Raw genomic sequence first — 11,333 nt, 5'->3', positions numbered from 1 at the left:
AGACCGGCGGGCCGTGATGGGAAACAAATCCGGAAACCCGGTCAGCGTTCCTTGACGTAGGGTTCGCCACTCGCCTTTGGCGGCACGGCGGCCCCCACGAAGCCCGCCAGGATGACGATCGTCAGGATGTAGGGCAGCGCATCCATGAACTGCACCGGGATGACGATGCCGCCGAGATCGATGTTCTGGTAGCGCAGGGCTATGGCCTGCAGGAAGCCGAAGAGCATCGTCGAGACAAGGCAGTACCAGGGCCGCCACTTGGCGAAGATCAGCGCCGCCAGGGCGATGTAGCCGCGGCCTGCCGTCATCTCGCGCACGAAGCCGGCCTGCAGGCCAGTGGAGAGATAGCTGCCTGCCAGACCGCAGAGCAGGCCGGCGATGACGATGGAGGCGAAGCGGATCTTGACCACCGAGATGCCGGCGGTGTCGACGGCGGCGGGGTTTTCGCCGGTGGCGCGCAGGCGCAGGCCGAAGCGGGTGGAATAGAGCACCCAGGCGGTGACCGGCACGGCCAGGAAGGCCACGTAGACCATGATCGAATGGCCCGAGATGAGCTCGTAGTAGATCGGCCCGATCACCGGCACCTCGCGCAGCTGGTCGGCGAAGGGCAGGGTGATCGGCTTGTAGCGCACGTCGCCCAGCGAAGGTGTGCGGCCGCCCTGCTTGAACCAGGTCTGGGCAATCAGCACGGTCATGCCGGAGGCGAGGAAGTTGAGCGCCACGCCGGAGATCAGCTGGTTGCCACGGAAGGTGATCGAGGCAAGCCCATGGATCGCCGAGAACATCATCGAGGCGATGATCGCGGCCATCAGCCCCATGAAGACGCTGCCGGTGTAATAGGCGAAGGCGGCGGAGGCGAAGGAGGCGGCGAGCGCCTTGCCCTCGAGGCCGATGTCGACGATGCCGGCGCGCTCGGAGTAGAGGCCGGCCAGGCACATCAGCAGCAGCGGCGTGCCGAGACGGACCGTGGAGTCGAGGATCTGCAGTACTGTCATCAGGTCCATGTCAGCTCTCCTTCCTGTTGCCGAAGGTGGCAAAGAGGCTCTCCAGCGGCCAGCGCACCATGTTGTCGAGCGCCCCGGTGAAGAGGATCACCAGCGCCTGGATGACGACGATCAGCTCGCGCGGGATCGACGTCCAGAGGGCAAGCTCTGCGCCGCCCTGGTAGAGGAAGCCGAAGAGCAGCGAGGCCAGCAGCACGCCGAAGGGGTGGTTGCGCCCCATCAGGGCCACGGCGATGCCGATGAAGCCGGCACCCTCGGCCGAGTTCAGGATCAGGCGCTCGGCCTGGCCCTGGGTGGTGTTGATGCCCATCAGGCCGGCCAGCGCGCCCGAGATCAGCATGGCGATCATGATGATGCGCATGGGCGAGATGCCGGCGTATTTCGCACCGCTTTCGGAGTGGCCCTGCGAGCGGATCTCGTAGCCGAGCTTGCTGCGCCAGATCAGCAGCCAGACGAAGACGCAGGCGATCAGGGCGATGAAGAAGGAGATATTCGCCGGAGAGCCGCGGAACATCACGTTGTCGGCGGTGGAGAACATGTCCTGGAAGGACGGCAGATGCGTGGCCTCGGGGAAGGTGGCAGAGGCGGGCTCCATGGTGCCCACCGGCTTCAGCACGTTCACGAGGACATAGTTCAGCAGCGCCGCGGCGATGAAGTTGAACATGATCGTGGTGATCACGATGTGGCTGCCGCGGGCGGCCTGCAGGTAGGCCGGGATCAGCGCCCAGAGCGCGCCGAAGAGGCCCCCGGCGATCATGCAGCCGATCAGCGCCGTGTACCAGTTGGGCCAGGGGATGAAGAGACAGCAGAGCGCCACGCCGAGCGAGCCGATCACCGCCTGGCCTTCGCCGCCGATGTTGAAGAGCTTGGCGTGGAAGGCCACCGAGACGGCGAGGCCGGTGAAGATGAAGTTGGTGGCGTAATAGAGCGTGTAGCCCCAGCCGGAGGACTGCATCAGCGCGCCCTCGACCATCAGCGTGAAGGCCGCGATCGGGTCCTCACCGATGGCCAGGATGGCGATGGACGACAGGATTGCCGCCAGCACCAGCGAAATCAGGGGAATCAGGACCACGTCGGCCCATGCGGGCATCCTATCCATGCTCGGGGGCCTCTTTCTGTTCTGTCACTTCCTGTTCGGCGGCGGCCATGTTCTCTTCGACCGCCTTCCAGTCCGGCTTGTCCGGCTCGCCGGCGATGCCGGCCATCAGCAGGCCCAGCTCGCGTTCGTCGGTATCGTTCGGGTCGCGGAAGCCCATGATCTTGCCGTCGAACATCACCGCGATACGGTCCGACAGGCTCATGATCTCGTCCAGCTCGACCGAGACCAGCAGGATCGCCTTGCCCTGGTCGCGCAGGCGGACGATTTCCTGGTGGATGAATTCGATGGCTCCGATGTCGACGCCGCGCGTCGGCTGGCCCACCAGCAGCAGATCCGGGTTGCGCTCGATCTCGCGCGCCAGGACGATCTTCTGCTGGTTGCCGCCGGAAAAGCTCTTGGCCTTGAGGTTGGGATCCGGCGGGCGCACGTCATAGCGCTCCATGGCGCCGGCGGCCTCCTTCTGGATCAGCTTGTTGTTCATCAGCGGGCCGGATTGCCACTGCGGGTCGCGGTGATAGCCGAAGATCGTGTTCTCCCAGGCGGAGAATTCCATGATCAGGCCCTCGCGCTGACGGTCCTCGGGCACATGGGCGATGCCGGCGGCGCGCCGGGCGCGCCCGTCGGAGCCGCGCCCCGACAGCGGGATCGGCGTGCCGTTCATGGTGATCGTGCCCTCGCCGTCCATGATGCCGCCGAGCACGTTCATCAGCTCGGACTGGCCATTGCCGGCCACCCCGGCAAAGCCGAGGATCTCGCCGGCACGGATCTCGAAGGAGACATCCTTGACCCGGGCCACGCCCTGCTCGTCGGTGACGGTCAGGTTCTGCACCGAGAGCACGGTCTTGCCGGGGGTCGCGGGCGCCTTGTCGACGCGCAGCAGTACCTTGCGGCCAACCATCAGCTCGGCCAGCTGTTCGGGGTTGGTCTCGGCGGTCTTGACGGTGGCGGTCATCTCGCCGCGCCGCATGACCGAAACGGTGTCGGTAATTTCCATGATCTCGCGCAGCTTGTGCGTGATCAGGATGATCGTCTTGCCCTCGCGGCGCAGGTTGTCGAGGATCCGGAACAGGTGGTCGGCCTCTGCCGGCGTCAGCACGCCTGTGGGCTCGTCCAGGATCAGGATGTTGGCCTCGCGGTAGAGCGCCTTGAGGATCTCGACCCGCTGCTGGTGCCCGACCGAGAGGTTCTCGATCAGCGCATCGGGGTCGACGTGCATTTCATATTCTTCGGCCAGCTTCTTCAGGCTCTTGCGGGCCTTGGAGACCGACGGGCGCAGCATGGCGCCGTCCTCGGCGCCCATGATCACGTTCTCGACGACCGAGAAGTTCTCGACCAGCTTGAAGTGCTGGAAGACCATGCCGATGCCGGCCGCGATGGCGTCCTGGCTGTCGTTGATGCTCTTCTTCTCGCCGTTGATCCAGATCTCGCCCTTGTCGGCCTTGTAGAAGCCGTAAAGGATCGACATCAGCGTGGACTTGCCCGCGCCGTTCTCGCCGATGATGCCGTGGATCGTGCCCGGCATGACGCGGATCGAGATGTCCTTGTTCGCCTGGACCGGGCCGAAGGCCTTTGAGATGCCCTTGAGCTCGATCGCGGGCGGTCTGTTTGCGGGGGCGGTGTCTGTCATGAGCGGCGTCCCGAAGTCACGAAAGGAAACAGGGACCGCGGGCTGCGCGGCCCCTGCAAAAGGGGAGCAGGGTCAGGTGACCCTGCCATGCCGGATCAGAAGGAGAGAGCCGGGCAGGTGTCGTCGGTGGTGTAGTCGTGCACCTCGATCTCGCCGGAGATGATGCCGGCCTTGGCCTTTTCGACCGCGTCCTTCATTTCCGGGGTGATCAGCTCGGCGTTGTAGTCGTCCAGGGCGTAGCCCACGCCGTCGTCCGACAGGGCCATCAGGCGCACGCCGGTTTCCAGGTTGTCGCCGGCTTCCATGGCGTCGGCCACGGCCACGTCGACGCGCTTCAGCATCGAGGTCAGCATGTTGCCGGGGTGCAGGTAGTTCTGGTTGCTGTCGACGCCGATGCCCAGCTTGCCGTCATCGGCCGCGGTCTGCAGCACGCCGAGGCCCGAGGCGCCGGCTGCGGCAAAGATCACGTCGGAGCCCTGCGAGATCTGGGCGGAGGCCAGCTCGGAGCCCTTCACGCTGTCGTTCCACGCGGTCGGGTCGGTGCCGATCATGTTGGAGATGACGGTGATGTCGGGGTTCACGGCCTTGGCGCCCTCGGCATAGCCGCAGGCGAACTTGCGGATCAGCGGGATGTCCATGCCGCCCACGAAGGAGACGGTGCCGGTTTCGGAGGCCATGGCCGCCAGCATGCCGACGAGGTAGGAGCCTTCCTGCTCGGCAAACAGCACGGAGAGGACGTTCGGGTGTTCGCCCGGGTCGACGAAACCGTCGATGGTGACGAACTTGGTGTCGGGGTAGTCGGCCGCGATGTTCGCGATCGGGGTCGAGAACGAGAAGCCGGTGGTGATCACGGGCGAGAAGCCCTTCTCGGCAAAGCTGCGCAGCGCCATTTCACGCTGGGCTTCCGAGGTGATCTCGATGTCCTTGAAGGAGCCGCCGGTTTCCTCGGCCCATGCGGTGGCACCGTTGAAGGCCGCCTCGTTGAAGGATTTGTCGAACTTGCCGCCCAGGTCGTAGATCAGGGCGGGGTCGGCCACGGCAGTGGTCGCGGCCAGCGCCAGGCCGGTTGCGGCGGCGCAGGTCAGTTTGGTCATGAGGGTCATGCGGTGTCTCCCAGTTGCTTGGCCGTCTTTGCAGGCGTCACGCGGCCATTTGCCTTGCTGATCGGAATGATCAGGCCGAATTTAGGACCGAGGGCGCGAACGCGGTCAATAGCAATGTCTGACCATCTGGTAGAAAACGCTAAGGTTGCCCCTTAAGTCACCCTAGTTGTTTGCCCATGATTTCAGCGTCTTTCAAGCTGCCATCTGGTGCCCGGTAATACCGCGGACGTCGCCCCAATACGGAAAATCCGCATCCGCGGTAGAGTGCGATGGCGGCGACGTTGTCCGCGGCGACCTCGAGGAAGGCCGAAAGGGCCTGTCTTTCAAGGGCTTCGCGAAGGAATTCCGTGACCAGAATACGACCGGTCCCGGCCCGACGGGCAGCGGGCTCGACGGCGATCGTCAGGATTTCGGCCTCGTCCGCGACGACGCGTCCCAAGAGGAAGCCGGCGGGGCGGCTGATCAGAAAACAGGCAGAATCACCCAGTAGGCGGGCCAGTTCGGCCTCGGTCCAGGGGCGTGGGGTGGTGAAACTCGCCGCATGGATACGGGCCAGTTCTGCCGGCGACAGGGGCGCGGTCACGAGATGATCCGGGGCGGCGCATCGCGCGGCGGGGCGGCATCGGCGGGCCGCAGGTAAAAGGGTGCGGGCGGCGGTGCCGGCCGGTCTAGGCGGGCGGCGGCTACGCGGGCCAATCCGGGCGCAAGCGACATCTCGGCCGTCAGCGACAGCGTGGCCGGGGCCGCAAGCGCCGCGGGGATCTCGCCCTCTGGGAACATCTGCGGCGCGGATGCGCTGCCGTCGGCCTCGAGGCGCTGGCCATAGAGCTGGGCGCGCGGGGCGGGCAGCAGGGCAAGCACCGGGCGCGGCGCGCCATGGGCGAGGGCCTCGAAGCTGGTGACGCCGATGGCGGGCACGCCGAGGGCCAGGGCCAGCCCGCGCGAGAGCGCGACCGAGATGCGCAGACCGGTGAAATTCCCGGGCCCGGTGCCCACGGCGAGGGCCGTCAGGTCGGGCCAGTCGAAGCCGGCCTCGTCGAGCAATTCCTGCAGCAGCGGCACCAGGCGTTCAGCCTGGCCGCGGGCCATGGGCTCGAAGCGCTCGGCCATCAGGGTGTCGCCCCGCAGCAGGGCCGCGGCGCAGGCCGGTCCGGAGGTGTCGAAGGCGAGGATCAGCGGATCAGGCATGGCTGTCGTCCATGGCAAGGGCCATCAATTCGTGGCCGGCCCCCTCGAGGCGGGGCAGGTCGTCGCCCAGCAGCAGCCAGGGCAGTCGGTGCTCGGCATGGACATGGATCTGCGGGGCAAAGAGCGTGGCATCGGAGAGCAGGCCCAGCGGCACGTGAAGTTGCCCCGGCAGGGCGTCGTGGCGCAGGGCCAGCGGCGCGCCGCACCCCGGACAGGACCAGTAGGTTGCGCTTCGGCCGGAAAAGCCCGCCTCGGGCAGGCCCTGCACGTCGCTGTCGGAGAAGATCCCCATGGCCGCAACCGGTGCGCCGGTCCAGCGGCGGCAGGCGGGATCGTGGCTGAGATAGCTGAGCCAGGGCGGGCGCTGCAGCGAAAGACGGGTGGTCCCACATGCACACCGGCCCGAAAACGGGCCGGCGGGATAACATGCGTCGATGTCGCGGGGCGCGTCAGACGGCAACGGGCCGGACCTCGGTCACTTCCGGAATGTAGTGACGCAGCAGGTTCTCGATGCCCATCTTCAGGGTCAGCGTCGAGGAGGGGCAGCCGGCACAGGCGCCCTGCATGTGCAGGTAGACGACACCGCGGTCGAAGCCGTGGAAGGTGATGTCGCCGCCATCCTGTGCCACGGCGGGACGCACGCGGGTGTCCAGCAGCTCCTTGATCTGACCGACGATTTCGCCATCCTCACCGCTGTGATCGGCGTGGCCACCGGCGGGGGCGGCCTCGCCGGCCATGACCGGCTGACCCGATTGGAAATGCTCCATGATCGCGCCCAGCAGGGCGGGCTTCAGGTGATCCCATTCAAGGCCGTCGGCCTTGGTCACGGTCACGAAGTCGGTGCCGAAGAAGATGCCCGTAACGCCGTCGACCGCAAAGAGCCGCTGCGCCAGAGGCGATTTCCCGGCGCTGGCGGCCGAGGGGAAATCCGCGGTGCCGGCGTCCAGCACGGTCTGGCCGGGCAGGAACTTGAGCGTTGCGGGATTGGGCGTGGATTCGGTCTGGATGAACATGGGCATGCCCCCTTTTGCTGACCCCCGATATGCGCCTTTGGCCCGGGCAAGTCAAGTTTTGGAACGATTCTAAAATACATCTTTGAACGGCAGCAAATCGACGTCTGTATCGCGTCTGTATCCTGTCGGTATCACGTCGGTGCCGGAAGAGGTGCCTGTTGGGGTGTCCCGGCGCTGGCCGATTGCTGCCGCGGGGCACGCCCTTGATGGGGCGGGGGCTGCCCGGACGGGCGGGGCTCCCTCAGGTAATGGCTTCGAGCCGGTCCTTGGAGAGATCCTCGGGCACGATGGTCACGGGCACCGGCAGCGAACCCGCGTTGCGGCTCATCTGGCTGACCAGCGGCCCGGGGCCACCTTTGCCGGCAGAGGCGCCGAGGACCAGAACGCCGATTTCCGGATCTTCCCTGATCTGCGCCAGGATCTGCTCATAGGCCTCGCCCTCGCGCACGATCAGCTCGGGGTCGATCTTCTGACGGTCGCGCATCCATTTCGCGAAGACCTCGAAATGGGCCTCGATCCGCTCGCGGGCCTCGGCGCGCATCAGGTCACCCACGCCGATCCAGTGATTGAACTCGTCCGGGGCGATGACGGAGAGGATGGCCACGCCACCGCCGGAGTTTGCCGCCCGCATCGCGGCAAAGCGCATTGCGTTCAGGCATTCGCGGCTGTCGTCCAGAACGACGAGAAACTTGCGCATGATCTTCCCTTTCCGAGCCCGGATGATGACGCAAAGCGGCGGTGCGGGCAACGGGAAAGGACAGCCGGGTGCCGCGGCACTGTATCGGGGTGATTGACCCCGTGCCCCGCGCCGGGCTAAGGGGCCGCATGCGCGGAGGGCCGGATGGCCGCGGGTGCAGCGATGCACGCGAGGAAAGTCCGGACTCCACAAGGCAACGGTGCCGGGTAACGCCCGGCGGGGGCAACCCCAGGGAAAGCGCCACAGAGAACAGACCGCCCTGATCGCCCCTTTGGGGCAGGTTCGCGAGAATGGTCAGGGTAAGGGTGAAACGGTGCGGTAAGAGCGCACCGCGGGACTGGCAACAGGACCGGCACGGCAAGCCCCACCGGGAGCAATGCCGAATAGGGATCTCGCGCGGGTCAGTGTCGTCTTCGGACGAAACCGCCGCAGGGCCGCCTTGGCCCGGAGATCCGGGTTGGCAGCTAGAGGCACGGGGGTAACCCCGCGCCTAGATGAATGGTCATCGAACCGGTTCCGGAGACGGGCCGGGGAACAGAATCCGGCTTACAGGCCCTCCGCGCATAAATCTTTCGACAGGATCGCAAGCCGCTCAGCCGTTCGTGCGGAAGACCGGGTAGCTGAGCACCGCGGTATAGACCCAGATGGTCACCGCGAAGGCGAGGGTGAGAAAGATCACGAAACAGGCGGCTGCCACGGCGGGGACACGACCGCGATCCCAGGCGCCGGGCCTGAGCGACAGCAGGAGCGGGCCGGCAACCCAGGCCGCCAGGGCCGCGATGCCGATGGTGGTGGCCAGCACGCCGAAGGCCATGGCGGCGTTTTCTCCCGTGCGCGCCCATGCCGCAAGCGCCAGGAGGCCGAGGCCGAACCAGCGCCAGACCTTCCACAGGTTGTCGGAAAAGCGCCACACCAACTGAAAGAAGTCGTTGAGGCCGTCGCGAAAGGGCAGGCCCGCGGGCGGGCAGGGCACTTCGGGCTTCTTTTCGGGGGCGTCGGTGCTGCGCATGAGAGCAGCCTAGGCGCCCCGGTCCGACACGCAAGTCGCGGGCCGGGGCATGGACGGATTCCCGCCGATCCGCGCAGATCACTGCTCCTGCGCGGCGACCTTCTGCAGGAAGGTATCGAGGATGCCGTTGAAGCGGTCGGCATATTCGTAGTGCATCGCGTGCTTGCCGAAGGAGGCGAAATCGGCGCCGGGCAGATGCGCCTCGGTCCAGGCCTGCGCGGTATCGGCCCATTCGGCATTGGCAAAGACCTGCATCGGCACCCGGGCGGCCACGGCCTCGGCGGTTTCGGTATAATCGACATAGGCGCCGATCTCGTTGGTCACCGCGGCGATCACCGGCGTGGTCTGCTCCATCATTCCCTTGAAGAAGGCGATGTCTTCCTCGGTGGGATTGTCCATGCCGCCGCCGGCGCTGTCGTCGATATAGGCCTGAACATCATTGATCGGGCCCATGGTGTACCATTCGCGCCAGCCGTTGGCATCGTCGGTATCGTACCAGCCCCAGGCGCCCTCCTTCTCGGCGCCCAGCGGCTTGACCGGTCCATCGAGGATCAGCGCGCCCTTCACGCGGTCCTCCTGACCGTGCTCCGAGAGCCAGGCCATGGCCTCGAGCGAGCCCCAGGACCAGCCGCCGATCACCACCTTGTCGTTGCCGACGGCCTCGATCACGGCCTCGATGTCCTCGGCCTTGGAATGCATGTCGTAGCCGTCCATCGGCGTGTCGCTGCGGCCCTGGCCGCGGGTGTCGAAGGAGACGAAGGTGATGTCGTCGCTGTCGGCGAAATGGGCGAACTGCTTCTTGTATGCATCGGCCGTGGCCATCCAGCCGGTGGCCAGCAGCAGCGTGGTGTCGCCATGGCCCGCGGTCTCGTACCATAGCGTCGTGCCGTCGGGCGCGGTGGTGGTTTCGGCCATCGCGGGCAGGGCCAGCGCCGGCAGGGTGACTGCCGAGAGGGCAAGGGTCATCAGCGCCGCCGGGAGCGGGCGGCGGGAGAGTTCGGATGTCATGGGGTATTCTCCTGTCGGATTGCGCACCCCGGCCGCCCGTCTGGACACGGGCAGGGCAGCTTCATGATTTTCGGGGTGCCCGGGCCGGGAGAGGGGAGCGCGGCCCGGGCCCGCGCGTTACCGCATGACGAAGGGATCCGGGATCGGGTCGTCGGAGGTGCGCAGCCAGACGGTCTTGATCTTGGTGTATTCCAGTGCCGGGGCCAGGCCGCCCTCGCGGCCGTGACCGGAGAGGCCCGAGCCGCCGAAGGGCGCGATGGGCGATACGGCGCGATAGGTGTTCACCCAGACCACGCCGGCATCGAGATCGCGGATCATCCGGTGGGCACGGGTGAGCGTGCGGGTAAAGACGCCGGCGGCAAAGGCGTATTCGGTGCCGTTGGCCAGCTCCAACGCCTCGGCCTCGCTGGCAAAGCTCTGCACCGTCAGGATCGGGCCGAAGAGCTCGGTCTCGATGGCGGGGGCGGCGGGGGCCTTGCGGCAATCGAGGATCGTGGGCGGATAGTAGAGGCCGGGCCCCTGCGGGATGCGCCCGCCGGTGACCAGCCGCGCGCCGGCGCCGAGCGAGGCCGAGACGACCTCCTGGATCCGGTCGCGCTGGCGCGTGGTGCAGAGCGGACCGACCTCGGTTTCCATCTCGCCCGGGGGGCCGATGACGATGGCCTCGGCCTTGGCCTTCAGCCGGGCGATGAGGGACTCGGCCACGTCCTCGTGCACCAGCAGGCGCGAGCCGGCGGTGCAGCTCTGGCCGGTGGCGGCAAAGATGCCGGCAACCTGGGCATTGGCGGCACTGTCGAGGTCGGCATCCTCGAAGACGATGAAGGGAGACTTGCCGCCCAGTTCCAGCGAGGTCGCGGCCAGGTTCTCGGCCGAGTTGCGCAGGATGTGCCGGGCGGTTTCCGGCCCGCCGGTAAAGGCGATGCGCGCCACGTCACGGTGCCGGGTCAGCACCTCGCCGCACTCCGGGCCGAACCCGGTGATCACGTTGACCACGCCGGGCGGAAAGCCCGCCTCGTCCACCAGCCGGGCAAAGGCCAGAAGCGGCGCCGGCCCGTCCTCGGAGGCCTTCAGCACCACGGTGCAGCCGGCGGCCAGCGCCGGGCCCACCTTGACCGCCGAGAGGAACAGCTGGCTGTTCCAGGGCACCACGGCGGCCACCACGCCCACCGGCTCGCGCTGGGACCAGGCCACCATGTCGGGCTTGTCGATGGGCAGATGCGCACCCTCGATCTTGTCGGCGAGGCCGGCATAGTAACGGTAATATTCCGCCACATAGGCGATCTGCGAGGAGGTCTCTCGGATGATCTTGCCGGTGTCGCGGGTCTCGTATTCGGCCAGCATCCGGGCATCGCGCTCGACCAGATCCGCGAGGCGCCGCAGCAGGGCACCCCGCGCGCTGGCCGTCAGCCCCCGCCAGGCGGGGGCCTGAAGAGCCGCCTTGGCCGCTCCGACCGCGCGGTCGACCTCCTCCCTGCGGGCCTCGGGCATCTCGGCCCAGGGCTGTCCGGTGGCGGGGTCGCGGCTGGTGAAACGGGCCGCGCCGTCGCAGAAGGCGCCGTCGATATAGAGCTGAAAGCGGTCCATG

At 67.1% G+C, this 11,333-nt stretch carries 12 protein-coding genes and 1 other RNA gene; 1 reads left to right on the top strand and 12 read right to left on the bottom strand.

What is annotated here, in order from left to right; translation table 11 throughout:
• Positions 1 to 41: 41 nt before the first annotated feature.
• The 9 genes from AC0WR5_RS17410 to AC0WR5_RS17370 all read right to left on the bottom strand — a co-directional run bounded on the left by AC0WR5_RS17410 (position 42) and on the right by AC0WR5_RS17370 (position 7,731).
• Positions 42 to 1,004 (bottom strand): ABC transporter permease, encoded by a 963-nt coding sequence (locus tag AC0WR5_RS17410; protein ID WP_475865046.1) that lies wholly within the window; start codon positions 1,002 to 1,004, stop codon positions 42 to 44.
• Between the two features lies 1 nt (position 1,005).
• Positions 1,006 to 2,103: an ABC transporter permease gene (locus tag AC0WR5_RS17405; protein ID WP_475865044.1), complete on the bottom strand. Its 1,098-nt coding sequence runs from the start codon at positions 2,101 to 2,103 to the stop codon at positions 1,006 to 1,008.
• Complete coding sequence (locus tag AC0WR5_RS17400) at positions 2,096 to 3,730, bottom strand: ABC transporter ATP-binding protein (RefSeq protein ID WP_475865042.1); 1,635 nt, start codon at positions 3,728 to 3,730, stop codon at positions 2,096 to 2,098. Before AC0WR5_RS17400 ends, AC0WR5_RS17405 begins: the two co-directional genes overlap by 8 nt.
• Before the next feature lie 95 nt (positions 3,731 to 3,825).
• Positions 3,826 to 4,833, bottom strand: coding sequence for a BMP family lipoprotein (locus AC0WR5_RS17395; RefSeq protein ID WP_475865040.1), 1,008 nt, complete (start codon positions 4,831 to 4,833; stop codon positions 3,826 to 3,828).
• Positions 4,834 to 4,990: 157 nt separating this feature from the next.
• Positions 4,991 to 5,416: a ribosomal protein S18-alanine N-acetyltransferase gene (gene rimI / locus AC0WR5_RS17390; RefSeq protein ID WP_475865038.1), complete on the bottom strand. Its 426-nt coding sequence runs from the start codon at positions 5,414 to 5,416 to the stop codon at positions 4,991 to 4,993.
• Positions 5,413 to 6,021: a tRNA (adenosine(37)-N6)-threonylcarbamoyltransferase complex dimerization subunit type 1 TsaB gene (tsaB, locus tag AC0WR5_RS17385; RefSeq protein WP_475865036.1), complete on the bottom strand. Its 609-nt coding sequence runs from the start codon at positions 6,019 to 6,021 to the stop codon at positions 5,413 to 5,415. Before tsaB ends, rimI begins: the two co-directional genes overlap by 4 nt.
• A complete protein-coding gene (locus tag AC0WR5_RS17380; RefSeq protein ID WP_475865034.1) occupies positions 6,014 to 6,481 on the bottom strand; it encodes a GFA family protein in 468 nt (155 codons plus the stop codon). The genes tsaB and AC0WR5_RS17380 overlap by 8 nt, the downstream gene beginning before the upstream one ends.
• Positions 6,471 to 7,034, bottom strand: a complete 564-nt coding sequence (locus AC0WR5_RS17375; RefSeq protein ID WP_475865032.1) for a NifU family protein — start codon at positions 7,032 to 7,034, stop codon at positions 6,471 to 6,473. Before AC0WR5_RS17375 ends, AC0WR5_RS17380 begins: the two co-directional genes overlap by 11 nt.
• Positions 7,035 to 7,275: 241 nt before the next feature.
• Positions 7,276 to 7,731: a universal stress protein gene (locus AC0WR5_RS17370; RefSeq protein WP_475865030.1), complete on the bottom strand. Its 456-nt coding sequence runs from the start codon at positions 7,729 to 7,731 to the stop codon at positions 7,276 to 7,278.
• Positions 7,732 to 7,863: 132 nt separating this feature from the next.
• On the opposite strand from AC0WR5_RS17370, the gene rnpB reads away from it, so the two are divergent.
• Positions 7,864 to 8,296: RNase P RNA component class A (gene rnpB, locus AC0WR5_RS17365), an RNA gene on the top strand.
• A 27-nt stretch (positions 8,297 to 8,323) separates the two neighbouring features.
• Here rnpB and AC0WR5_RS17360 read toward each other — a convergent pair.
• The 3 genes from AC0WR5_RS17360 to AC0WR5_RS17350 all read right to left on the bottom strand — a co-directional run bounded on the left by AC0WR5_RS17360 (position 8,324) and on the right by AC0WR5_RS17350 (position 11,332).
• Positions 8,324 to 8,740 (bottom strand): SH3 domain-containing protein, encoded by a 417-nt coding sequence (locus AC0WR5_RS17360; protein ID WP_475865028.1) that lies wholly within the window; start codon positions 8,738 to 8,740, stop codon positions 8,324 to 8,326.
• Positions 8,741 to 8,818: 78 nt separating this feature from the next.
• A complete protein-coding gene (locus AC0WR5_RS17355) occupies positions 8,819 to 9,748 on the bottom strand; it encodes an alpha/beta fold hydrolase (RefSeq protein ID WP_475865027.1) in 930 nt (309 codons plus the stop codon).
• 117 nt (positions 9,749 to 9,865) lie between these two features.
• The gene (locus AC0WR5_RS17350) at positions 9,866 to 11,332 is read right to left on the bottom strand and encodes an aldehyde dehydrogenase (RefSeq protein WP_475865025.1); all 1,467 of its coding nucleotides are present in this window, start codon (positions 11,330 to 11,332) and stop codon (positions 9,866 to 9,868) included.
• Position 11,333 lies beyond the last annotated feature (1 nt).

The sequence above is a fragment of the Pseudooceanicola sp. DL12 genome (assembly GCF_056270665.1).
This window is presented reverse-complemented; position numbering and strand designations above follow the sequence as displayed.